This is a genomic window from Pseudochelatococcus sp. G4_1912 (assembly GCF_047501465.1).
In the GTDB taxonomy this organism is placed as follows: Bacteria; Pseudomonadota; Alphaproteobacteria; order Rhizobiales; family Beijerinckiaceae; genus Pseudochelatococcus.
In genome coordinates this window covers 1,525,416-1,549,167 of the sequence record NZ_JAZDRL010000001.1, presented here as the reverse complement: position 1 = coordinate 1,549,167, position 23,752 = coordinate 1,525,416, and the positions used below count along the sequence as shown (strand labels likewise).

General features: G+C 52.6%; 17 protein-coding genes and 1 tRNA gene. 9 read left to right on the top strand and 9 right to left on the bottom strand.

Annotated elements, in window-relative coordinates; all coding sequences use genetic code 11:
- Nucleotides 1-392 precede the first annotated feature (392 nt).
- Nucleotides 393-2,234 (top strand): AsmA family protein, encoded by a 1,842-nt coding sequence (locus VRZ32_RS06930; RefSeq protein ID WP_414524938.1) that lies wholly within the window; start codon nucleotides 393-395, stop codon nucleotides 2,232-2,234.
- Nucleotides 2,235-2,462: 228 nt separating this feature from the next.
- Here VRZ32_RS06930 and VRZ32_RS06925 read toward each other — a convergent pair whose 3' ends face one another.
- Nucleotides 2,463-3,197, bottom strand: coding sequence for an invasion associated locus B family protein (locus VRZ32_RS06925; protein ID WP_414524937.1), 735 nt, complete (start codon nucleotides 3,195-3,197; stop codon nucleotides 2,463-2,465).
- Nucleotides 3,198-3,645: 448 nt separating this feature from the next.
- Between VRZ32_RS06925 and VRZ32_RS06920 the strand changes: the two genes are divergently transcribed.
- The 3 genes from VRZ32_RS06920 to VRZ32_RS06910 all read left to right on the top strand — a co-directional run bounded on the left by VRZ32_RS06920 (nucleotide 3,646) and on the right by VRZ32_RS06910 (nucleotide 7,534).
- A complete protein-coding gene (locus VRZ32_RS06920) occupies nucleotides 3,646-5,646 on the top strand; it encodes an extracellular solute-binding protein (protein ID WP_414524936.1) in 2,001 nt (666 codons plus the stop codon).
- A gap of 68 nt (nucleotides 5,647-5,714) precedes the next feature.
- Entirely contained in the window at nucleotides 5,715-6,413 is a 699-nt protein-coding gene (locus VRZ32_RS06915) for a DsbA family oxidoreductase (RefSeq protein WP_414524935.1), read from the top strand.
- A 5-nt stretch (nucleotides 6,414-6,418) separates the two neighbouring features.
- Nucleotides 6,419-7,534, top strand: a complete 1,116-nt coding sequence (locus tag VRZ32_RS06910; protein WP_414524934.1) for a hypothetical protein — start codon at nucleotides 6,419-6,421, stop codon at nucleotides 7,532-7,534.
- Here the strand turns inward: VRZ32_RS06910 and tgt are convergent.
- The 5 genes from tgt to VRZ32_RS06885 form a co-directional block, all read right to left on the bottom strand.
- Entirely contained in the window at nucleotides 7,491-8,627 is a 1,137-nt protein-coding gene (gene tgt, locus VRZ32_RS06905; protein WP_414524933.1) for a tRNA guanosine(34) transglycosylase Tgt, read from the bottom strand. The genes VRZ32_RS06910 and tgt overlap by 44 nt on opposite strands.
- Entirely contained in the window at nucleotides 8,624-9,712 is a 1,089-nt protein-coding gene (queA, locus tag VRZ32_RS06900) for a tRNA preQ1(34) S-adenosylmethionine ribosyltransferase-isomerase QueA (RefSeq protein WP_414524932.1), read from the bottom strand. Before queA ends, tgt begins: the two co-directional genes overlap by 4 nt.
- Before the next feature lie 11 nt (nucleotides 9,713-9,723).
- Nucleotides 9,724-10,203: a peptidylprolyl isomerase gene (locus tag VRZ32_RS06895; RefSeq protein WP_414524931.1), complete on the bottom strand. Its 480-nt coding sequence runs from the start codon at nucleotides 10,201-10,203 to the stop codon at nucleotides 9,724-9,726.
- Nucleotides 10,204-10,416: 213 nt separating this feature from the next.
- Entirely contained in the window at nucleotides 10,417-10,998 is a 582-nt protein-coding gene (locus VRZ32_RS06890; protein WP_414524930.1) for a peptidylprolyl isomerase, read from the bottom strand.
- A gap of 374 nt (nucleotides 10,999-11,372) precedes the next feature.
- Nucleotides 11,373-11,457: transfer RNA gene (locus VRZ32_RS06885), tRNA-Leu, on the bottom strand.
- A gap of 327 nt (nucleotides 11,458-11,784) precedes the next feature.
- Between VRZ32_RS06885 and dapD the strand changes: the two genes are divergently transcribed.
- Both dapD and dapE read left to right on the top strand, forming a co-directional pair.
- A complete protein-coding gene (dapD, locus tag VRZ32_RS06880) occupies nucleotides 11,785-12,627 on the top strand; it encodes a 2,3,4,5-tetrahydropyridine-2,6-dicarboxylate N-succinyltransferase (protein ID WP_414524929.1) in 843 nt (280 codons plus the stop codon).
- Nucleotides 12,628-12,633: 6 nt separating this feature from the next.
- Nucleotides 12,634-13,800: a succinyl-diaminopimelate desuccinylase gene (gene dapE, locus VRZ32_RS06875; protein WP_414524928.1), complete on the top strand. Its 1,167-nt coding sequence runs from the start codon at nucleotides 12,634-12,636 to the stop codon at nucleotides 13,798-13,800.
- 64 nt (nucleotides 13,801-13,864) lie between these two features.
- Here dapE and truA read toward each other — a convergent pair whose 3' ends face one another.
- Together truA and fmt are read right to left on the bottom strand one after the other, a co-directional pair.
- On the bottom strand, nucleotides 13,865-14,617 hold the full coding sequence (gene truA / locus VRZ32_RS06870) for a tRNA pseudouridine(38-40) synthase TruA (RefSeq protein WP_414524927.1): 753 nt from the start codon (nucleotides 14,615-14,617) through the stop codon (nucleotides 13,865-13,867).
- Complete coding sequence (gene fmt, locus VRZ32_RS06865; protein ID WP_414524926.1) at nucleotides 14,617-15,567, bottom strand: methionyl-tRNA formyltransferase; 951 nt, start codon at nucleotides 15,565-15,567, stop codon at nucleotides 14,617-14,619. The genes truA and fmt overlap by 1 nt, the downstream gene beginning before the upstream one ends.
- Nucleotides 15,568-16,037: 470 nt before the next feature.
- Between fmt and VRZ32_RS06860 the strand changes: the two genes are divergently transcribed.
- Nucleotides 16,038-18,773, top strand: coding sequence for a cation-transporting P-type ATPase (locus VRZ32_RS06860; protein ID WP_414524925.1), 2,736 nt, complete (start codon nucleotides 16,038-16,040; stop codon nucleotides 18,771-18,773).
- Between the two features lie 41 nt (nucleotides 18,774-18,814).
- On the opposite strand, the gene VRZ32_RS06855 is transcribed toward VRZ32_RS06860, so the two are convergent.
- Nucleotides 18,815-20,134 (bottom strand): helix-turn-helix transcriptional regulator, encoded by a 1,320-nt coding sequence (locus tag VRZ32_RS06855; protein WP_414524924.1) that lies wholly within the window; start codon nucleotides 20,132-20,134, stop codon nucleotides 18,815-18,817.
- A 543-nt stretch (nucleotides 20,135-20,677) separates the two neighbouring features.
- Between VRZ32_RS06855 and VRZ32_RS06850 the strand changes: the two genes are divergently transcribed.
- Together VRZ32_RS06850 and VRZ32_RS06845 are read left to right on the top strand one after the other, a co-directional pair.
- Complete coding sequence (locus tag VRZ32_RS06850) at nucleotides 20,678-21,580, top strand: MBL fold metallo-hydrolase (RefSeq protein ID WP_414524923.1); 903 nt, start codon at nucleotides 20,678-20,680, stop codon at nucleotides 21,578-21,580.
- Nucleotides 21,581-21,860: 280 nt separating this feature from the next.
- On the top strand, nucleotides 21,861-23,693 hold the full coding sequence (locus VRZ32_RS06845; protein ID WP_414524922.1) for a ShlB/FhaC/HecB family hemolysin secretion/activation protein: 1,833 nt from the start codon (nucleotides 21,861-21,863) through the stop codon (nucleotides 23,691-23,693).
- The last annotated feature ends 59 nt before the right edge of the window (nucleotides 23,694-23,752 follow it).

Genomic DNA, 23,752 nt, shown 5'->3' with positions numbered 1-23,752 from the left:
CTGAAACACAAGCCCAAACCACATCCCATTCCCCAGAATCCCCGCAACACCGTCAAGAATAATCCTGGCGCCTGTGTGCCCACTACCCATCTCGGCAAAAGGTAACCACATGCAAGGAAGTTGAGTCGCGTTTTTGCTTTAGGAACGGGATCGTGGCATGGCATGATTTTAAGATCGCGCTACACAATAATCGGCCTGTAACACGCTGTCATGCATTCATGGGATTTAAGAGAAAAGCTGCTTACTTATTATGCGCGCTTTCAGCGGCAGCAGAATATGTTAGGAATGATGCACTCTTGCCTCGTCTGGCCCGATTTAAACATACGTTGAAGGGAACCACTTGTGACACCTGGTCGCGTTATGGTTGCTGCGATTATTAACATGCAGGTCATATGATCCTTCATCGGCGATATATCATTCCAGCGCTCGCCATTAGCGCTATCGTGACCGCCGGGGCCATTACATGGCCTTTGGATCATTTGCCATTTAAACACCAAATTAATCAACGACTTCAGCTTGCTACAGGCATGCCTGTCAAGCACGGTAATGCATCGTTCAGGTTATTGCCCACGCCACACCTCAAACTGGCTCAGGTAGCAATTTCCGATCCTGCAAGCACAGGTAGCGATAAAGATACCGATCTACTGCGCGCTCGGGAAATCATTGTTCAACTCAAAATATGGCCACTGCTTTTTGGAAGGTTTGAAACCGATCAAGTAACGCTTGTTAATCCGCGTATCAGATGGCTTGGGCCAGAACGTCCGAGGGATTTATGGGCGATGGCACACACAACAATTACAGACATCAACCACTTCCATCTTCCGCAACGCCTAAAAATTGTTGATGGCACTGTCATCCATGAGACTGGTACGCGTTCTATACTAAGACGCCTCAACGCTGCCATTAACTGGCCCCAGGCAGGACGACCGCTTGCGTTTAATGCTACGGCCATGTGGCGTGGCGAAGCTGTTGATCTACACATTGAGAAACTACTGCCAGACGCCCTTACGGCTGGTCAACCCTCTCCCCTGTTTGTGCGTCTATCCTCACGCCCAATTTCCTTCAACTTCAGCGGCCAGATCGCGGCAAGCGCTATTCCCGAACTCAATGGCGAGCTAGTGCTGCGCACCGGATCACTTGGGCGTGCCATTGCATGGTTGCGCACTCCCCTCTCTTTTGCGGAAGATGCAGGGCAGCTTGCAATTAAAGGCACAGCACATCTTTCCAGCGATGGCCTATCGATACCTGACGCGCGCATTGAGGTTGAGGGAGGCACGCTTGAGGGAGCACTTGGTGCAAACATTACAGATGCGGGCCGGATGCTGGTGTCCGCCACACTTGATGCGACAGCGCTCGATTTCAACCGCCTTCTTATACCTATCAGTAGTCCTGCTGCTGGATCCGGATGGCAGAGCACACCATTGATCGATCGCCGCACCGGCATTCCCAATGATCTCGACATTCGCCTCTCCACAACCCGCGCCACAATAGGCACGCTTGATATGCAGGATGTTGCGGCAGGCTTATTGGTAATCGGAAACAAGGTTGAGCTTGCGCTCAATCAAGCAAGCCTTGACGATGGGATAATCAAGGGCAAGCTGCAGTTGGCTCCAACACAAGATAATTTCGCAAGCCGCCTTACAGGCACCTTTGATAGCATTAATGCAAGTAAGGCCACACAACGTCTATTCGGTAACGTTTTATTGTCAGGCACGGTCAGCGGGCAGATTGCATTGGAAGGAATAGGCAGATCACCCGATGCCATCGCGCAAAGTCTTTCTGGAATTGTCACAGCACATGCTATGGAAGGCTCTCTTGAAGGTGTAGATCTTGCCAGTGTCATTCGGCGTGTACGCCATCGCCCTCTCGCAACAGCTCTCGATTGGCGCGGCGGTCATTCACCCTTTGAAACCATGGATGCAACGCTGGCCATTCATCAAGGCGATGGTGATCTTGTTGCCAATCTCCGCTTTACCGGCAATTTGTCGGGGGGGCTCAGCGGTGAGATCGGCATTGCGGACCGCTCATTAGCTCTCCGATTACGGGTCAGCGATAAGGCTGCCAACACAGCGCCTGATGATGAAAATACAGCGAGACGTGAACAAGCAACTGAACCAGTTGGCTTTCCAATTGAGATCAGCGGATCGTGGGACTATCCGGTAGTGACGCCCGATATCCGCATGCTGATTGAGCGTTCAAACGCATCAACGCGGCAGCCTGGGCCATCTCCCTGAGAGGCAGTGATCATTATCGACTCCATGGCTCTACCCGTCCAGGCATCCGTTGGGGCTAAAGATTTGTATTCTCTTTATTGCTTCTCCCCCTTCCAGGTTCATACAACCTGTGTTGAACAAGCCGACAAACAAGTGGATGGAATACGTAAAAAAACCCCGGCCGAAGCCGGGGTCTATACTGTCAACTTTCATCCGAAATGCCGGCATGAAAGATAATAAAGTGTGATATTACTTTGCTGCTGGAGCAGCAGGCGCAGTCGGGGCCGCTGGGGCTGCATCCTGACCGGCCTGGCCACTGCGCTGACGCAATTCTTCCGAGCGCTTCTGAAGCGCTTCTTGCAGCCTGCGCTGTTGCTCCTCAAGCGCCTGCGGATCAATCGGCTTACCGTCAAAGCCCTTGGTGAAACCTGCCAGCGGCACAGCAAACGTGACCTCACGTCCCATCTGGTTCTGTGCGCTCACGTTCAGCACGGTGCCACGCTTCATTGAGGTCACAAAAGCATCCGGCACAGGCGCTTCAGCAAAGCAACCGTTCGGGAAGCAGATGGCGTATTGACCAGCGACCGCGTCGTTCTTGTCAACAGCGAAGCGCAAACCTGGGCGCAGCAGCAGGCCAAGTGGCATGAGGAAGCGAACGATCTTTGTGGTTTCGCCCTTCACGTCATAGATCGCAGCAGCGAGCACAGGCTGACCTTGCTCCGTCACGAAATCGCGGGTGGTGTAGCAGATTTCCTTGTTTGCGCCTTCATCGCGACCGCAAACCTTGGTCCAGTCCGTCTGGGAAGGCTCAGGCTTAAGCTGTACCAGCGAAGGGCCTGTATCCATAGGCGCCTGCTGTGCAGGAGCAGCAGGAGCATTTTGCGCATATGCCGCAACAGGCGCCAATGCGCTGATGCCGGCGACCAGCGCCATCATGATTCCATTAGCGGCCCGCAGCGGCGCCGACTGTTTCACGCGGGTCATCGACTGATCCTTTTTTATAATGCCGGTTCAACAGAAGCGCTCAAGAAGAGCGATCCATTCCCAGCGAATTCACACACGAATGCCGTGCGCATGACCGATAGGCATTAGGTGCCATTAAGCAGAACCTTCTAAAGGGAAAATCCCTTCCAGATCATCCCGCCAGCACGCCTTCATAAGCAAATTATGTAACCTGCCTGTTGACATGCTAACCTGCAATCCTACAACTCGATAAAGCGCAGAGGAAAAAAGCGATTTTACGCAAAAATCCACCGCCATCAATTTGAGACAGATTGAGGCGATTGAATGACACGACTCATGCGTGTATTTATCTTGTATTATACGCGCTTTCCAGCACCGTTCACCGATTGATGCAGTTATACAGAGTGTTCTCACTACATCAATCGCATAAACTTGCACGCGAATCATTGCAACAGGATACTCTCTCCAGATGTTTTCCCCTTTAGTGATTGTCAGTACCGTGATTGTTGCGTTCAGAAATATTACGTCCAAAATGCGTCGTGCAAGTGCTTCCTTTAAGGGGTATACGGCCATTGCCTGGGGGGCCTTGTTTATGCTCCTTGCTGTCAGCTTCATGCCTTTGACAGTGCATGCCAAACCAGTCATTCGCGATCTGACAGAGCATCAAGAGACTGCTGTAGACGAGCTTCCAGGCGACCACTCGGAAGACTGGAAAAACCTTCCCCTGCTTGATGCACTGGCACAGCACGGTGAGCCGCAGCTACCTGATGAATTTACTGCTCTGCCTTATGTCAATCCCGATGCTCCAAAGGGTGGGCGTTTGGTACAAGGCGTCACAGGCACGTTTGATAACCTCAACCCCTTTACGCCAAAGGGCATAGCAGCACAGGGCATTACCAACCTGGTGTTTCAGCCATTAATGGCGCGTTCTGCTGATGAGCCGTTTTCGCTCTATGGCCTTGTGGCTAATGCCGTGCGCATGCCTGACGATCGCAGCTTCATTATTTTCCACATTAATCCACGGGCGCGCTTCTCCGACGGCCATCCGATCACTGCGGAAGATATTCTGTTCAGTTTCAATCTTCTACGCTCAAAAGGGCAGATGTTTTATCGCAGCTTTTATGGGCAAGTGACGCATGTGGATGAGATCGATCCGCTAACCGTGCGTTTCGACATCACTGGTGGTAATCGCGAAACACCCATGATCCTTGCGCAGATGCCAGTGTTGCCCTCGCATCTTATCGATGATCAGACCTTTGAGCAGGCGACATTCCAGACCCCAGTTGGCTCCGGCCCCTATGTAGTTGCGGAGGTCGATGCCGGACGCAGCATCTCTTTCAAACGCGATCCGAATTTCTGGGCACAGGATCTGCCTATTACGCGTGGGCTGTATAATTTTGATGAAATTCGCTTTGATTATTATCGCGATGTGAACACCCAGTTCGAGGCATTCAAGGCCGGTCTTTATGACGTGCGCATCGAGGAAAGCGCAGCACGCTGGGCCACGGGCTATGACTTCCCCGCGATGAAGGATGGCACAATCATCAAGGAGACGTTGCCCCTCGCCACACCACGTCCGATGTATGGCTTTGCATTAAATACCCGACGCGGGCCGCTGGCAGATATCAAGGTGCGAGAAGCCCTAGCCTACTTTTTTGATTTTCCGTGGGTAAACCGCAATCTCTTCCATGATCTATATACACGCACGGGCAGCTATTTTTCCGGCTCGGCACTGTCATCACAGGGGGTTCCAGCGTCGGCTGGTGAGCGGGCATTGCTGGCGCCATTCCCGGATGCTGTGCGCCCAGACATCATGGAAGGCACCTGGCGGCCACCCGAAGCAGATGGCTCTGGACGCGATCGCACGTTAGCCCGCAAAGGCCTCGATCTATTAGCATCGGCTGGCTACACATTGAAGGGCGACGTCCTGCGCAATGAAAGTGGTGAACCACTGACGTTTGAAATCATGGTGGTATCGCGCGATCAGGAACGGCTGGCGCTTAATTTCGCGCAATCACTCAAACCAGCTGGCATTACAGCAAATGTGCGGCTTGTAGACGAGGCGCAGTATTGGAAACGGCTTCTGGCGGCAGATTTCGATGTAATTCTTTACACGTGGAATGTATCTGCCTCACCGGGTTCCGAACAGTTGAACCGCTGGTCTTCAGCCTCGGCTGATCGGCCGGGATCGTTGAATATTACAGGCGCTAAATCCCCTGCTATTGATGCCATGATCGATGCGCTTCTGGTGGCGCAAACGCAGGAGCAGTTCACCGATGCCGTGCGCGCTTTGGATCGCACATTGCTGTCAGGCTTCTATGTGATGCCCCTCTTCCATGTTGACGAACGATGGGTGGCACGACGTGCAACAGTCGAACGGCCAGAAAAAGTACCGTTATTTGTCAGTGGGTCTGCTGCAGTGGGCGCAATTCCGGGGGCACTTATCGACACGTGGTGGCAAAAGCCTTAAAGGTCATAGCAGGTAGGCGTTATCGAATCTGAAGCTCCTCCTCGGGTGGCCTTTTCGGGAAGATCAGCATGAGCACGACAAACCAACCGCGCGCTATTAGCCTCGATATCGTGTCTGATGTCGTGTGCCCATGGTGCTATATTGGCTCCAAACGCGTCATGCGCGCGCTTGAATTAGTGCCCGATCTTGACGTGCAGATTAATTGGCGCCCTTTCCAGCTTGATCCAACCATCCCGGCAGGCGGCGTTGATCGCACGGCATATATGCTGCAAAAATTCGGCGATCAGGAGCGCATTGATGCAGCTCATGAACGCCTTGTCGCTTTGGGCAAGGAAGAGGGCATCAACTTTCACTTTGATCGCATCACCCGTGCGCCAAATACGTTGGATGCACACCGCATTATTCGCTGGGCGCAAAGCAATGCCACGCAATCCGCTGTAGCTGAGCGGCTTTTTGCACTCTATTTTTGTGAAGGTGTCGATATCGGCGATCCTGCGGTTCTTCAAGAAGTTGCGACACAGGCGGGCCTTGATGGCGAGGCAGTCGCCAATCGTCTGGCGGGTGATTGGGACAAGCAGGAAGTGAATGAAGAAATTGCAGTCGCCGCACGCCTTGGTATAACGGGCGTGCCATTCTTTATTATTGATGGTCGCTATGGGGTCGCAGGCGCTCAGTCGGCACAAGCATTAGCTGATGCGCTGCAGCAAGCCGCCAATGAGCCCGCAACGAATGAAACACCTGCGGGCAAGGGATCGACGGACGCCTGATCACGATGCATTCACGGTACAAATTTAATCTCTGGCGGCGATTTCTGGCTGTCTTTGTCGTTTCGTTCATCCTTGCAGGTAGCGCGCTGGCGGCACTTGTCATTGTGGTTGATCCTTATGGTATCCGCGTGGGTGCTGGCGATGAGCCTCGTCCTATTGTCGATATCAATCAGCGCTTTATGTACCCGCAGCTTGCGCGCAGCCATCTTTATAATGCTGCTGTGTTTGGCACCTCTTCGCTACGATTGATCGATCCGGAGGAGCTTGATCGTCTGTTCGCACCCTCCTCCGGTGAACCAATTCACTTTGCAAATCTGGCGATGAATGCGGCCACACCGTGGGAACAGATGCAGCTTGCGCGGCTTTTCCTACGCGCACAGCCCGCGCCACAGGTGCTTATTGTCGGCATTGACCGCCCATGGTGCGACAGGCTTGCGGATACGCCCGAAAAGCGCCTCACCTTCCGCACTTTCCCAGAGCGCTTCTACGACGATAACCACTGGAATGACTGGCTCGACACACTCAATATGAAGTCACTGGAAATCTCCATACGCCTCATGTCACATCGCCTTGGCTTGCGAGACGTATCGCTGCGTGATGACGGTTATGGCATATTTGTGCCGCCCGATAACCTGTATGATCCAACCCGCGCTCGCACCCATATTTGGGCCGAGAACGCTGCCAAGGGCCTTCCTGCGGAAGTAACGCCACAAAACCCGCCCGTTATCCCTACAGCACAGGAGCAAGCAGCCTGGCAGTTTCCAGCGGCTGATTGGCTTGATGCGCTATTGCAGCAGGTGCCAGCGCAAACGCAGGTTTATATCCTGTTCCCGCCCGCGCACATCAGCGCGCAACCGCGTCCTGGCTCTTTATTGGCCGCTGAAGACAGTGCCTGCAAGCAACACTTCACCGCAATTGGTGCGCGCCATAATGCGACCGTGCTGGATTTCCGAAAAGCATCATCCATCACCCGCGAAGATGCGAATTTCTGGGACCCTCTGCACTACCGTTTGCCATTCGCAAGTCGGATAGCGCAGTCTCTCGTGCGTCCTGATACGGCGGATGACTTTTATGACATCATCCGTCGCCGCGCGCCCAACCATCCTTCGTCTGCGCAATAAAGTCGTCCAGACGCTGCTCGGCAATCGCATGGCGCATGCCAGCCATCAACTCTTGATAGTAGGCAAGGTTGATGCCAGTGAGCAGCATCATTCCCAGAATCTCGCCTGCCTTTACCAGATGATGCAGGTAAGCGCGTGAGTAAGTGCGCGCAGGCTCCCACGATGAAGCTTCATCGATCGGGCGCGGGTCATCGGCATGGCGCGCATTGCGGATGTTGATCTTGCCGAAACGTGAGAACACCTGCCCGTGACGGCCAGCGCGTGTGGGCATTACACAGTCGAACATATCAATGCCGCGACGCACAGCCTCCACCAGATCATCCGGTGTGCCAACACCCATCAGATAATGTGGCTTCTCATCAGGTAAATGCGGAATGACTGTCTCGATCATATCGAGCATGACATCCTGCGGCTCGCCCACAGCAAGACCGCCAATGGAATAACCCTGAAAATCCATGGCTGTGAGTTCACGCGCACTCTCAACCCGCAACTCACGGTTCGCCCCGCCCTGCACAATACCGAATAGTGCACGCCCGAACTCAACACGCCCCGGCTGTTCGCTGAAGGCCTTCTGACAACGCTCTGCCCATCGCAAGCTAAGTCGCATGGCGCGCGCAGCATCCGCATCAGAACACGGCAGCCTGACGCACTCATCCAACTGCATCTGGATATCAGACCCCAGCAGCCCCTGAATCTCGATAGCGCGCTCTGGTGTCAGCTCATAGCGTGAGCCGTCAATGTGCGATTGAAAGGTCACGCCCTTTTCATTCAGCTTGCGCAGCTTGGCGAGCGACATAACCTGAAACCCGCCCGAATCCGTCAAGATCGGATGCGACCAGTTCATCATCTTGTGCAGGCCACCGAGCCGCGCCACACGCTCAGCGCCTGGACGCAACATGAGATGGTACGTATTGCCAAGCAGCACATCAGCGCCCAGCGACTTCACCTCATGCGTATGCATGGCCTTGACTGTAGCAGCCGTACCCACCGGCATGAAGGCCGGCGTACGGATGGTCCCGCGCGGCAAATGGATTGCGCCAGTGCGGGCCGCGCCATCACGGCTATTGATCTGAAACGAAAATGGCGCGCTCATCGCTTAGCCCCATCATTTAAATACAGCAGACTGGAATCGCCATAAGAATAAAAGCGATAGCCGGTTTCAATCGCATGTCGATATGCCTCTTGCATGGCATCAAGCCCCGCAAAAGCACTGACAAGCATGAACAAGGTTGAACGCGGCAAATGGAAGTTGGTCATCAGCATGTCCACTGCCTTGAAGCGATACCCCGGCGTGATGAAAATCGAAGTCTCGCCCGTAAATGGCGCAATCGTACCATCGTCACGCGCGGCGCTCTCCAGCAAGCGCAGAGCGGTGGTGCCCGTGGCGATAATACGACCACCACGCGCACGCGCTGCGTTCAGTGCATCAGCCGTTTGCTGATCGATGACACCCACTTCTGCGTGCATTTTATGATCGCGCGTATCATCTGCCTTCACTGGCAAGAAGGTACCGGCCCCCACATGCAACGTCACAAAGCGGCGCTCAATACCCGCTTCCACCAGCCGGGCAGTGAGATCATCGGTGAAATGCAACCCAGCAGTTGGTGCTGCAACAGCGCCATCATTGCGGGCATAAATTGTTTGATAATCAGCCAGATCGGCCGCATCTTCCGCACGCTTCGACGCAATATAAGGCGGCAACGGCATATGGCCGAAACGGGCAATGGCTTCATCAAGAGCCGGGCCACTAAAGCTGAAGCGCAACAGCACTTCTCCGCCTTCGCCCTTCTCCATAATCTCGGCATCAAGCGAGGCCAGCTCACAGGCATAGCGCTCGTTTTGCGCCCCAAAGCGGATGCGCTCGCCCACCTTGATCCGCTTACCCGGACGCGCAAACGCAAGCCAGGAATCAGCAGATTCGCGCTTATGCAGCATCACCTCAACGCGTGTAACCGATTCACCACGCACCCGAATGCCATCAAGACGCGCCGGGATAACGCGCGTATCGTTGTGCACCAGCACATCACCCGGACGTAGCAACGAAGGCAAATCGCTAACAAACTGATCCGTCAACCCATCAGGGCGCACCACCAACATGCGCGCACTGTCGCGCGGATGCACCGGGCGCAAGGCGATGGAGGCTTCCGGCAACGTGAAATCAAACAGGGAAACATCCATCGCCGGTATTCTTACGCCTCTACGTCAGCTGCAACGCGCATCGAAATGATGGAATCGGGATCGCGCACAGGCTCGCCGCGCTTGATCTGGTCAACGTTTTCCATACCTTCCGTCACCTTGCCCCAAACCGTGTACTGCTTGTCGAGGAAGCGAGCATCGGAGAAGCAGATGAAGAACTGCGAGTTTGCCGAATTAGGGTTCTGCGCACGCGCCATCGAGCAAACGCCACGTACATGCGGCTCAGCGTTGAACTCAGCCTTGAGGTCTGGCAGCTCGGAACCGCCCGTGCCCGTGCCCTTTGGGCAGCCCGTCTGCGCCATGAAGCCATCGATCACACGATGGAAGACGATGCCATCATAAAATTTTGCGCGTGCCAGTTCCTTGATACGTGCAACGTGCAGAGGCGCAAGATCAGGACGCAACGCGATTACAACACGGCCCTTGGTGGTTTCCAGAATGAGCGTATTTTCCGCATCATTGGTGGCGGTCATTGTCTTTTTCCTTTTCTCAAAACCTGGCACCGCCCCGGAGAACGGTCATCGTCCCCGGATATAGCGATGCGATATGAATATGCTAGAAAATAAAGCGCTGGATGTTCTGATAAAATCAGAACTGCGCTTTAATTTTTATGTTCTACCGCAATTTGCCTTCAAGTTGATGCTCAACTTAAACGCAACATGTCGCATTCCCTCGCGCAGTTTTGATCAGCTGGCGTCAGTTGCCGGGCGCATTTTGATGATCTTGTCAGGATTTGACACGGCACCATTGTTTGCTTTCGTGCCAGCCTTGATTTTATCGACTGCATCCATACCCGATACAACCTCACCAATCACCGTATACTGGCCATTGAGGAACGGCGCATCATCGAAGCAAATGAAGAACTGCGAATTTGCTGAATCTGGCATAGACGAACGCGCCATACCAACCGTGCCGCGCTTGAATGGCGCCCGTGAAAACTCTGATGGCAGGTTAGGAAGATCAGAGCCACCCATGCCAGTGCCGGTTGGATCGCCCGTTTGCGCCATAAAGCCAGGAATGACACGGTGGAACACTACGCCATCATAAAAGCCTTGGCTGGCGAGCGTGCGAATGCGCTTAGCATGCTGAGGCGCAAGATCAGGGCGCAGCTTGATCGTAACGCGGCCATGCTTGGTATCGAGCAGGATGACGTCTTCAGACACAGCCTGCTGAGCAACCACAAGAGACTTTGCTGGTGCTGACGAGGCAGCCATAGCCGGCAACGCGGCGACTGCCACAAAGCCGAGAGCGAGCATAAGCGAACGCATATGAAATCTCCGGAACGCAGCATCGGTGCGGCTTGCCGCTGAGCGACTCCTCCCGGACCCATGCTTATGATGATACATGTTTATCCGATGCAGGCATAACACTTCACCTGCCAATGCTCCAGACCATGATATGCAAAAGGTGGCGGACAACTCACGCCAAGGCAATCATTTCCGTTTAGCAATCATCCAGACTGGAGAACTCACGATAAGCCAAATCTTGGAAGCACCAATAAATAACAAAACAATTTTCCCGGGAAGCACCCAAATGAGTTGGATACTGCCCAAGGAGTTATTAAATTATAGCTTGCTTGATGCGTGCCGTTCAAATTCTGGCACCTTATCGCTTCGATGATCTTCTAATCAGATCAGAGCGATGGTGCGGCCAAGAGGACTCGAACCTCCACTGGTTGCCCAACTAGCACCTCAAGCTAGCGCGTCTACCACTTCCGCCATGGCCGCAGCGTGTTCAGAAGGAGCGTGCCCCTCCGAAGTGAGGTGGATGTAACAGAACGTTTTCTGTTCCACAAGCCTTTCGTGCCGCCAATCCAGCAATAGAATGGAACACCTGTGGGAAACACATAAATTCCTTGAATAAATAGGGGTTTCCAAAAAACCATTTTTCACCCAAAAGAGCGACATCTTTCCTTCTTGTCACGTCTAAAGGCGAGAATCATATGGTAGCCCTTGCGCTAATCAGTCAAAGTGATTCTCCAACCAATCGTTGACAGATCGACACTTGTGCGCAAACTCGCGTCTTTCATTTTATCCAACTGTTTCGGAAACCTCATGACACACGACTCTCTCGCCTCCATTATCGATAACGCCTGGGAAAAGCGCGCAGATGTGACCCCCGCCACCACTGGGGAGATCCGCGAGGGTGTGGAAGAGGCACTGCGCCTGCTTGATGGCGGCTACGCCCGGGTTGCAGAAAAAATCGATGGCGAGTGGCGTGTCAATCAATGGCTAAAGAAAGCAGTTCTGCTTTCTTTCCGTCTTAATGACATGACTGTCATCGATGGCGGCCCTGGCGGTGCTGTGTGGTGGGATAAGGTCGCGTCCAAATTCGCAGGTTGGGATGCTTTAACTTTCCGTGAGGCCGGCTTCCGTGCGGTGCCGAATACGGTTGTGCGCCGGGGTGCATATATTGCTCCCAATGTTGTGCTGATGCCATCGTTCGTCAATCTTGGGGCTTATGTTGGAGAGGGCTCTATGGTCGATACGTGGGCAACCGTTGGCTCTTGCGCACAGATTGGTAAGCACGTGCATCTTTCTGGTGGCGTAGGCATTGGCGGCGTTCTGGAGCCGCTCCAGGCCAACCCCGTTATCATCGAAGATAACTGCTTTATCGGCGCACGCTCTGAGGTGGTTGAGGGCGTTATTGTGCGCGAAGGTTCAGTGTTGTCCATGGGCGTTTTCATCAGCGCCTCAACCAAGATTATCGACCGTGAGACCGGGGAAATTTTCCGCGGTGAGGTTCCGCCATACTCGGTGGTTGTGCCTGGCACCTTACCCGGCAAACCCTTGCCCGATGGTACGCCCGGCCCTTCCCTCTATGCCGCAGTAATTGTCAAGCGGGTAGATGCGCAGACGCGCGCCAAAACCAGCATCAACGACCTGCTGCGCGATTAATACACCATGACCGACACCGCAAATCACGCCACCATTCGCCTCGCTCAAGAGCTCATCCGCTGCCCCTCTGTCACGCCACAGGAGGGCGGCGCGCTTACGCTTTTGGCGGAGAAGCTGTTGCAGGCTGGATTTGCGGTGGAGCGTGTAACCTTCAAGGCGCCGAACACCCCCGATATCGATAATCTCTATGCCCGCTATGGCACCAGAGAGCCCTGTTTTGTGTTCGCAGGTCATACAGATGTTGTGCCCACCGGTGATATTGCTCAGTGGCAGCATGACCCTTTTGCGGGCACGATTGAGGATGGCAAACTTTATGGACGTGGCGCCTGCGATATGAAGGGCGGCGTCGCGGCCATGGTCACAGCTGCACTCGATTTCGTGAGATCAAACCCTGCATTTAATGGCTCCATCGCTTTTTTGCTAACCGGGGATGAAGAAGGCCCTGCCATCAATGGCACCATCAAATTACTGGAATGGGCAAAAGCGCGCGGTGAAACGTTTGCCCATTGTCTTTTAGGCGAGCCAACTAACCCTGATCAGCTGGGTGAGATGATCAAAATCGGCCGGCGCGGTTCACTCACAGGGCGACTGCTGATCAAGGGCAAACAGGGGCACGTTGGTTATCCGCACTTGGCCAGAAATCCGGTGCCAACGCTTTTACGGGCACTTTCTGCACTCCTCGCCCCGGCCCTCGATGCCGGAACTGCTCATTTTGCGCCTTCAAACCTTGAAATTACGACCATCGATATTGGCAACCCGGCCACGAATGTCATTCCGGGTGAGGCAAAAGCCGTTTTCAATATAAGATTTAATGATTTATGGTCGCATGATAGCCTCAAGACTGAAATCGAACAGCGTCTTGCTCATGCACGGCAAGACAACGACGCTGACGTGCAGATTACCTTCGATCCAAGCAACTCTGTGGCCTTTATAACTGACCCTGGCCCCTTCGTTGACCTGGTAAGTACAGCCGTGGTTGAACAAACTGGCCGCACCCCACAGTTATCCACGACAGGCGGCACGTCAGATGCACGCTTTATTCAGGCTTATTGTCCCGTTCTGGAATTTGGCCCCGTTGGTAGCAGTATGCATCAGGTGGATGAGTTTGTATCAGTTGCAGACCTGATAAAGCTCACAGCCATTTATAAGAAAGTGCTGGAGCTTTATTTCTGATGCTTAACAATCTTGACCAAGGCTTTCAGGGATTTGGCGCTGGCTACCTTAAATGCATACTGCTTTAAAGTTCACGATAATCCACGCCGATTAAATAAAGCCCTGCTGAAGGCGCCATTGGCCCACAATGCGCGCGCTGACGCGCTTCGAGCGCTGCGCTCAAATCATCCGCCGTCCACTTACCCGCCCCAACCAGCTCAAGCGATCCCGTCATTGAACGCACCTGATGGTGCAAAAAGGAGCGCGCTGAAGCAAATACGCGGATCTCATCGCCAACCGCCTCGACATCAAGGCGCTCCAATGTGCGGAGAGGACTTGTGGCCTGACAGTCAGCAGCGCGAAAAGTTGTAAAGTCATGCGTGCCGACCAATCGTTGTGCAGCTATGCGCATGGCTTCTGCATCGAGACGACGTGGCACATGCCAAACCCTGTTGCGCTCAAGCGCCGGCTGGGGACGACGGTTTGAAATGCGGTAAAGATAGTGCCTTCTAACGGCTGTGTGACGCGCATCAAATGCATCGGACACCGCTTCCGCAGACGTCACAGCCACGGCATCACCCTGCATTTTCAGGTGGGCATTGATAGCATCGCGAACAACGTCTGTGCGCCAATTGCGGCTCAAATCAACATGCACAACCTGATGCGTAGCATGCACACCGGTGTCCGTCCGGCCTGCACATTGCACGCGCAGCTGTTCACCGGAGAAAGCTGTTATTGCCTCCTCCACCGCTTGCTGCACCGCACGACCATTCGTTTGCCATTGCCAGCCTACATAAGGCGTGCCGTCATATTCAATAATCAGTTTATAGCGCGGCATTAGGTGGGGCTTTCTTCGATAGCAAGCCGAGCACCCTTTTCAAGACGCGCACCATTCAGAAAATCCGCCGCCGAGACAGCCCCCTTACCAGCCCGCTGCACCTGCAGCAACCGCACAGCGCCGGTTCCACAAGCAATTGTGAGCTGATCATCAAGCAATGTTCCTGGTATACCCGCAGCATCAACCAGCGTTGTACGCAACACCTTCAGCCGCTCTACTCCCTTGCCAAGATCGACCAGGATAAAAGCTCCCGGAAAGGGCGACAACCCGCGCACATGATCATGCACTTGCTGAGCAGACCATGAGAAGTCGATACGCGCTTCATCATTCGTGATTTTGCTGGCGTAAGTGATACCATCGTCTACCTGAGGCATGAAGCCAAGCGCCCCGCGTGAGAGCGCCGCAAGCGCGCGTGCCATCAAGTCCGCACCCAATCGGGATAAGCGATCATGCAAGTCACCAGAGGTCTCATCCCGGCCGATTGTAACCCGCTCCAGCATGCCAACCGGTCCGGTGTCGAGCCCCGCTTCCATCTTCATAACAGCGACGCCGGTTTCCTGATCGCCCGCCATGACAGCTCGCTGAATAGGCGCAGCACCACGCCAACGTGGCAGTATGGAAGCATGCAGATTGAGACAGCCTAACCGTGGTGCATCAAGCACATTCTGCGGTAAAATCATGCCATAGGCGACAACCACGGCAACATCAGCCTCATGCGCGGCAAAAGTAGCTGCAGCTTCCGGATCACGCAAAGTGCGCGGTGTATAAACGGGAAAACCGAACCTGTCCGCCATGGCTTGCACAGGCGAAGGCTGCTCGGCCAGACCCCGCCCTTTTCGAGCCGGCGCACGCGTGTAAACGGCAACGACTTCATGCCCTTGCCCAACAATTTCAGCGAGTGTGGGAACGGCGAAATCCGGCGTACCCATAAAGACGATACGAAGCGACATAATGCCCTAACAAAGGTGTTGTCTGCAAAATATGTTTCTCAAGCTCATAAAGCATTCTGCAGCAAGCGCAAATGCGATAATCACAAAATATCTATTTTGATATATCTATTTGATATTTATATCAATTTCTATTTTTGTAACGCATTATATCATCACCATAATGCAACAAGGGTGGCACCTAGGGCATCGCCAGCGCGTCTTTAGGGCAAAATGACTCCAGAAGTTTGCGGCATAACAAAGCGCATGCTGCCTTTAACTTCTAAACTTAAATACGGAACCAATAAGAAGGAGAACTGATTGTTTGCTGGTCGCAAACCATTAAAATATAGCTGGTAGATCAGCACGAGTTATATTTTGATGGATAGCTCCATCTGACAAAATGTTTTTGCATTAAATTCGGTAGAATAAAAGGTCCACTATTTAGCCGGACATTATAGATTTGATCCTGCAACCCATACCGAAGAGGTCTTATGCCCAATACTCCAGCAATCAAAACGACTGATCAGGATTCCGCTCCATTGTGGCACGCTTTACCGGTTGATGCAGTGCTCGAAATATTGGCGACTAACAACAACGGCCTGGATAGCAACGAAGCCAAGAGACGACACGCTCTCTATGGTGCCAACGAACTTCCCAAGCCCCCTAAACGCCATCCAGTATTGCGGTTTATTGCACAGTTTCATAACGTTTTGATTTACGTGCTGCTGTCTGGCGCTCTGGCTGCGAGCCTTCTGGGCCATATAATTGATGCAATGGTTATTCTGGCAGTGGTCATTGTGAATGCCATTGTAGGTTTTGTGCAGGAAGGCAAGGCGGAGGCAGCACTTAGTGCAATCCGCAGTATGATCTCACCCCTCGCTCATGTTATACGCGCAGGCATACACACCACCATACCCGCCGAAGATCTCGTACCAGGCGATATTGTTTTACTTGAAGCGGGAGACCGTGTTCCGGCTGATTTACGCCTCACACGTACGCGAAACCTGCTGATCGATGAAGCTATTCTGACAGGGGAATCGGTCGCTGCAGAAAAGCACGATGCTCCAACTGATGCAGATGCTTCACTTGGCGATCGTCTCTGCATTGCTTTTTCCGGCACTATGGCTGCAGCGGGGCAAGGCACCGGCATCGTTGTCGCAACAGGCAGCGCAACCGAGATAGGGCACATCTCCACGTTGCTCTCCAATGTTGAACCGATGTCTACGCCTTTACTGCGCCAGATAAACAGCTTTGCCCGGCGCTTTACAATGCTTGCGCTTATATGCGCGGTAGCACTCTTTTTCTTTGCGGTACATATACGTGATTACGGCTGGGCTGAGGCGTTGATCGCAGTGGTTGCACTCGCGGTAGGGGTTGTCCCGGAGGGGCTTCCCGCTGTCATAACCATCACCCTGGCCATCGGTGTGCGTCGCATGGCCGTGCGAAATGCGGTGATACGACGGCTACCCGCAGTTGAAACCTTAGGTGCGACATCGGTTATCTGCTCTGACAAGACAGGCACCCTCACCCGCAATGAAATGACCGCATGCCGCCTCGTCACCGCCAATGAAATCTTACAGGTAAGCGGCGCTGGATATGCCCCTAAAGGCGACATTACAACACATGCAGGCGCACTCCCCGATCTAACAGACGACACCATACCAGCCGTCCAACTCATCCGTGCAGCAACGCTATGTAACGATGCTCACCTGCATTTGCGCGAGGGACAGTGGCTGGTAGATGGTGACCCGATGGAAGGAGCACTGCTCACGTTAGCGCAAAAAGCGAATGTCGATCCATCCGAAGTGCGTACCTTATGGGCCCGCCGCGATGAAATCCCCTTCGATGCAGCCCATCGTTTTATGGCGACATTACACCACGCCCCGGACGGCAGTGGTATTATTTTTGTTAAAGGAGCACCAGAACGCCTTCTGGAAATGTGCTCCAGCTCTTTCACCCTTAATGGCCCCGCAGCTATTGATCACGATTTCTGGCATGGGGAAATTGCAAAGGCAGCAGCCGAGGGCGAGCGTGTACTTGGGTATGCAATACGCGCCTTGTCAGCATTAACCACGCGTCTCAGCTTTGATGATTTGCGCGATGATATGGTGTTTTTAGGCATTACAGGTTTCATAGACCCGCCCCGTGACGAAGCCATTGCAGCTATCCGCGAATGTCATGCAGCCGGCATCACCGTCAAAATGATCACCGGCGATCATGCAGTCACTGCCACCGCTATCGCTCAACAACTGGGCATTGCTCAAGAGCCGGTTGCAGCGACAGGCGCAGATGTCGACAAAGCATCAGACGAAGACTTGCCTGAACTAGCTGCCCGTACGGATGTTTTTGCCCGCACAAGTCCTGAGCATAAACTGCGTATTGTCAAAGCCTTGCAATCTACAGGCGCGGTTGTCGCCATGACAGGCGATGGCGTGAATGATGCGCCCGCATTAAGACAAGCGGATGTTGGCATCGCCATGGGCCGCAAAGGCACTGAGGCTGCCAAAGAAGCTTCACAGGTTGTGCTTCTTGATGACAATTTTGCATCTATTGTTGCCGCAATCAGCGAGGGGCGCACCGTCTATGATAATATCCGCAAAATGATCGCATGGACCTTACCTACCAATGGGGGCGAACTATTAGCGGTTGTTTTTGCCATTTTGGTTGGCTTTACAATGCCTCTGACGCCCACTCAAATTCTGTGGGTCAACCTCATTACAACGGCTACCCTGGGACTGGTTCTGGCATTCGAGGCAGCTGAGCCGGGTGTGATGAAGCGTCAACCGCGGGATGCTCAAGCATCATTACTATCGCCATTCATGCTGTGGCGCGTGTTTTTCGTCTCTGTGCTGTTTCTGATCGCTTTGATGGGGATCTTTTTCTATAGTCTGTCGCGCGGTGATGAACTTGCTTTGGCGCGGACATTGTGTGTTAATACATTAGTCGTGATGGAAGCTTTTTATCTATTTAATGTCCGCTATCTCAACGTGCCTTCATTTACGTTACGAGGTGCATTAGGCACACCGGCAGTGCTTATAGCAATTGCCGCCGTCATTGCGGGGCAGATCCTCTTTACTTACGCACCATTTATGCAAGCAGCCTTCGATTCACGTCCCATCACGTGGGAGGATGGCCTTTTGATGGTCTTGATAGGGTTCATCATCATGGTCGTGCTTGAAATTGAAAAAACACTCTTTCGCCGTTTTAAACTATTCGGAATGACTTAGCTGCCTTGGCATCATTAAAGAGGGGGAGTTGCCCCCTCTTATTATGAAGGCGCGCGCAATCTATTGGGCGCATGAGGGCGAAAATTTGCAGGCCGTGATGCATGATTCCGGAAGAGGGTATCCCGCGGTAGCAGAACACCTTCACCGGCATTCTCTTGTATACCGCCTATCTGCATGCCACCTGCTTGACTATTATTAGGCATAACGCTCGTAAATGGCATTGCATGAGCCGAGCCGGCATTTACGCAGTGAGAGTCAGCATCAGGCTTATCCCTTTCCTGCAACGCAGACTCCTGTTGTAGATCATTGACCACATTATTGCGCGGAGAGTAGCCAAACTCACGACGAAAATTGCGATAAAATGTTGAAACGTCTCTAAACCCGGCATCGTAAGCAATTGAGGTGACCTTTTTCACCATACGCCCATTTAATTGGCGGCGTGCTTCTTCCAGACGATAGCTCAATACTGTTGCGCGAAGTGACATATCAGCCATCGCAAATGCATTGTAGAGCTTTCTTACCGACACAGCACAATGGCGTGCAATGCGTCCAGGCGTTACGTCGGCATCGCTGGAATTCTGGCGCAGATAGCGCTGCACCATGGAAATGATATCGCGACCATTACCTGTGGTCATGCCGATCTCGCATCCAACGCCTGCCCCCTGATCAATCCATTCACCATGGTCAAAATGTTCACGGAGAAGTCTCTTAAACAGCTCGGAAAAGCGAAATACTTCATATTCGCTCAAATAATGATTTTCTGATACCCAATCAGCCGTACGCTCACCAAATTCACGCAAAGCCTGGCGACCATAAGGCGCATTATCTGGGCTAGCATTATCGGGCGCCATATTGCGTGTGGTTTTTGGCACGATCAATGGGCGGGGCATGCGCGCCACAAGATCCGGCGCTCCCATGAGCATAATGTAGCTCACTGTACACGTGCCGCCCGGCTCGGTTGCACGTATAGTGAAATCCACATCCGAACTAACCATGGCAACATCCAGCGGTACCACTGTTCCGCCTACTCGAAGTAAGGCCTCCCCCTTACGCAGCAGGATCAAAACGATCGCTGGATGACGCAAATCCTGCGGACTAGCCCCATGTCGAACCTGGCGTGCGAAGGTAGCAGAGACAGAAAGAAGGTCGGATGAAATACCTACTTCTGCACTGAACACACTATCATCGGGATTGGCCATTGCGGAAACCAGTGGTCCACATACCCTATTGAAGTTTACTGGATCAGCGCAACGCATAACGAGCGATCCATCCCAGCGAATACGCTCATTATTATTCAACAGCAAAATCTTGCCATTATTATCGTAGATATATTCCAATCTCTCGCTTGCAGTCAGACTCATGTTCATATCCATCTTTTTTCGATTCTTCTTTTGAAATCAGCATAACTAGAGTATCCTCCCCCTACCAGCTGATCGATATGACGTAGCGTTTCTTCGTTACTTGTCTTAGTGACATTCTGCTTGAAGCAGTTTCTTAAGGCGATAGAACTCGAGAAGCGCCATTTTCGTCGTGATGCAATATACACGATCATAGAGTATATGCAACTTATGGTTGCAATTAAGGTCTCTTCAGTTGTGAAAAAATTATACAGAGCCCCTTTATCGCATGAAATGCGAAGATAACATTCTGAAATACATACTTAAATTATCGAGCGCGAAAGTGTGCCCTTCACCGACAGAAATGCGAGACGATTACGGAGCAATGCATTATCCTGCCCTCTCAAGCTTTGGAAAATCAGACTGATCATCAAGTGATTCTTCTGCAGCTGAGGCATTACAGGGCTCAAGATGAAGCGGAGCCCTACAAAGAACGAGCTGCAACATGATCCTCTTTTGCCCTATCAGCAAAATACAATCATTCGTTGCATAAGGAATTGCAAACGAATGTCGGAAGTCCCCTTTACGCAGGATAGCAGCGCAATTGCAGGCCAGGTTACACCTGTGGAGCCACTCATTCGCCGGATTGTAGCTCCCAATCCAAGTGCTTTCACTTATACTGGCACCTGCACATATATTGTAGGCAGCGGCTCGGTCGCAATCATCGATCCCGGCCCTAATGATCCCGCGCATCTTGCGGCGCTGCTTGCGGCAACAGCCGGCGAGCGGATAACGCACATTGTCGCAACCCATACGCACATCGATCATACAGCAGGCATTGCAGCTCTTCAGGCAGCCACTGGGGCGCAAATTGTTGGCTGCGCTCCCCATTTTGCCTCGCGAGCTCCCAACGCCTTGGAGCGTGCTGAAGCAGCGGCGGATCTCGCATATGCCCCAGATCTCGTATTGGCTGATGGCGATACTATTGCTTGCGACAACTGGACACTGATGGCCATCGCCACACCCGGCCACACGGCCAATCATCTTGCTTTCGAGCTGAGGGAAACGGGAGCCGTATTCTCTGGAGACCATGTAATGGCGTGGTCAACGACATTGGTAGCTCCGCCAGATGGTTCTATGGCTTCCTATATGAGCGCGCTAGAAAAGCTGCGTGAGCGGGATGATCGCATATATTGGCCCGGACACGGAGGCCCCGTACGGGAGCCGCGCCGCTTTGTACGCGCATTACTTCACCATCGCCGTCAACGTGAGGCGGCCATCTTGGCACGCATTGAAGCAGGCGATGTGCATATCGAGACCATTGTTCAAAAACTTTATACTGGTCTTCCTCCGGCATTATGGGGCGGCGCTGCGCTATCTGTCTTTGCACACATCGAAAATTTATTAGCAGACGGCAAAATCACAACGAACGAACCACCCCATTTGCGCGCTCAATTCAGGCCCCTCTAATCGGCTCTGATAATTTTTGCTCTTCTTGCTTTTTATACCTTAGCCGCGTTTGGGGAATTTGAGATAATCATTTGTATAACTTAATAAACAGGCTCATTCTGGTTTGCTAATATGGTTAACCTCTGGCAAATTACGCAACGTTAAAATCACCCAAAGCATTATCCGCCGCCTACTCATGAATGATGCATGCATATAATGGCAACTCGATGCAAATTTTGATTTCGTATATTATATAATGGCAAAGAAATATTTGATCACCTCGCATCAAAAGCGACTATTCATGGCGACAATTGCCGCTCTTGCCTGGATTACAGCTTCCGCTCCACAGGTCAGCGCCCGGAGCATTTTTGCGCAAAAAGCCAGCCCTGCACCGGTAACGCTAACCATACCAACGCATGAGAGCCCCTCATCAAACGATCAACTGACGCAGGCTGCCTGCTTTCACGTACACGAAATTCGAATTCAAGGTTTATCGTTAGTAGACAAAGAAACTGTTCGCGCCAAGATCCAACCGATGGCGTATCATTGTCTGAGCAGCGATGCTGCATATGCATTGGCCAATGCAATCAGTGACATACATAGTGATGCAGGCTTTGTTACCACAAAGGCCCATTTGTCCACTCAAGAGATACATAAATCCACGCGGCTCGATATTCATGTCGTTACAGGACACATAGAAAAGATCATTTACCAAGAAAACGAGCGCGACGCGGGGTATGATTTTCCGGCTCGCATTTCAAAAGCATCGAAGCCCATCCATGAAGCTGACGGTCCTTGGGGGTTCGTTAATGCAATCTCGGACCTGCTTCATACAATAGATCATCCGCTTGATCGTTTTCAGATGCTCGATGGGAGGAAATGGCCCACCCTCAAACCATGGACGGCCACCGGCATTAAAGCGGGCGAAGCACTGAATAGCGATGAAATTCAGCGAGGCGTGGATGTGTTTAAAAGCCTGCCTTCCAACAACACCACTTATAAGATTATTCCCGGCGAAACCCCCGCCATGTCACAAGTCATCCTGACCAACGATCGGCGCGACAGCTTTACGCTAACTGCAGGTTATGAGGTTAACGGCGTGGCTCTCAATAACCGTGGGAATACGATTGACAAGCGCCTACGGCTTGAATCTACAAAAGATAACTTGATTGGCGTTAATGATAAATGGGGAACGATTTTTGCCTATGGCCCGGATAATACTGAGTTCAAGGGCAATTTTTCCGTACCATGGAGGCGCTTCTCTATTTCGATGATGGGTGAATACTTCAAAAGCGTCACTGCTGGAGCACCAACCATCAATTACCATTACCTGAGCGTAGATGCCAATGCATATGGCACTTATTTGCTGGAAAGCGCACGCACCCATAATACAAAGCTGGAAGGCGGGTTTGGTTGGCGTAAGGTTGACCGTCACATCAATTCTTACTTGCTGGAAACGCGACAGATTACGATTTCTCGACTTGGCTTCTTACGCAGTCATTATATGACAACAGCTGCCGATCAGGAGTTTCTTCAGGGCCGTGAAATCAGTTATGGCGCAGGCATAACAAGGGGCCTGCCCATGCTGGGAGCCACGCATGATGCGCCCAATCTCGGCATGAGAGAGCCTCATGCGCAATTCTGGAAGCTGGACGGCAAGGCCAAACTGAAGCAGCGCCTTCGCAATCTCGGCACCCTCAGCATGGAAGCCAAAGCGCAATGGAGTGAATGCGCGCTTTATTCAGGCGATCAGCTCTCGCTTGGATCACTTGAAACCATTCGTGGTTTTAACAACACTGCGGCTAAGGTCGATCGAGGCGCTTTCTTGCGCACAGAATTTGCACCGACAGTACCAGTTGATAAAATGATGACTGAAACCGACAAGAATGCCTGGCCGTTCCTGAATGATATGCTGCGCGCCACCGAACCCTATGTCTTTGTGGATGCTGGACAAGGTCGCAACATCACCACCCAGCGTGATTTGACACGCGCCAGCTTTGGGGGTGGGGTTCGTATGAATTATGGACGCACCAAGATAGATTTCAGCTTCGCTCATCGTGCGATAGAGCGCGGAACACCACGTTTCCAGCACGCGCCAGAGATTTACTTCTCGATCAACACCAAGATGCTGTAATATATGGCAATTATATCCTGATTTTAGAAAGATACGCCGTAACATCCTCTTTCCACTTA

Excerpts from the sequence above, each read along its gene's own strand:
- VRZ32_RS06930 (WP_414524938.1), top strand. The coding sequence starts at position 393 with ATGATCCTTCATCGGCGATATATCATTCCAGCGCTCGCCATTAGCGCT.
- VRZ32_RS06925 (WP_414524937.1), bottom strand. The coding sequence starts at position 3,197 with ATGACCCGCGTGAAACAGTCGGCGCCGCTGCGGGCCGCTAATGGAATC.
- VRZ32_RS06920 (WP_414524936.1), top strand. The coding sequence starts at position 3,646 with ATGTTTTCCCCTTTAGTGATTGTCAGTACCGTGATTGTTGCGTTCAGA.
- VRZ32_RS06915 (WP_414524935.1), top strand. The coding sequence starts at position 5,715 with ATGAGCACGACAAACCAACCGCGCGCTATTAGCCTCGATATCGTGTCT.
- VRZ32_RS06910 (WP_414524934.1), top strand. The coding sequence starts at position 6,419 with ATGCATTCACGGTACAAATTTAATCTCTGGCGGCGATTTCTGGCTGTC.
- tgt (WP_414524933.1), bottom strand. The coding sequence starts at position 8,627 with ATGAGCGCGCCATTTTCGTTTCAGATCAATAGCCGTGATGGCGCGGCC.
- queA (WP_414524932.1), bottom strand. The coding sequence starts at position 9,712 with ATGGATGTTTCCCTGTTTGATTTCACGTTGCCGGAAGCCTCCATCGCC.
- VRZ32_RS06895 (WP_414524931.1), bottom strand. The coding sequence starts at position 10,203 with ATGACCGCCACCAATGATGCGGAAAATACGCTCATTCTGGAAACCACC.
- VRZ32_RS06890 (WP_414524930.1), bottom strand. The coding sequence starts at position 10,998 with ATGCGTTCGCTTATGCTCGCTCTCGGCTTTGTGGCAGTCGCCGCGTTG.
- dapD (WP_414524929.1), top strand. The coding sequence starts at position 11,785 with ATGACACACGACTCTCTCGCCTCCATTATCGATAACGCCTGGGAAAAG.
- dapE (WP_414524928.1), top strand. The coding sequence starts at position 12,634 with ATGACCGACACCGCAAATCACGCCACCATTCGCCTCGCTCAAGAGCTC.
- truA (WP_414524927.1), bottom strand. The coding sequence starts at position 14,617 with ATGCCGCGCTATAAACTGATTATTGAATATGACGGCACGCCTTATGTA.
- fmt (WP_414524926.1), bottom strand. The coding sequence starts at position 15,567 with ATGTCGCTTCGTATCGTCTTTATGGGTACGCCGGATTTCGCCGTTCCC.
- VRZ32_RS06860 (WP_414524925.1), top strand. The coding sequence starts at position 16,038 with ATGCCCAATACTCCAGCAATCAAAACGACTGATCAGGATTCCGCTCCA.
- VRZ32_RS06855 (WP_414524924.1), bottom strand. The coding sequence starts at position 20,134 with ATGAGTCTGACTGCAAGCGAGAGATTGGAATATATCTACGATAATAAT.
- VRZ32_RS06850 (WP_414524923.1), top strand. The coding sequence starts at position 20,678 with ATGTCGGAAGTCCCCTTTACGCAGGATAGCAGCGCAATTGCAGGCCAG.
- VRZ32_RS06845 (WP_414524922.1), top strand. The coding sequence starts at position 21,861 with ATGGCGACAATTGCCGCTCTTGCCTGGATTACAGCTTCCGCTCCACAG.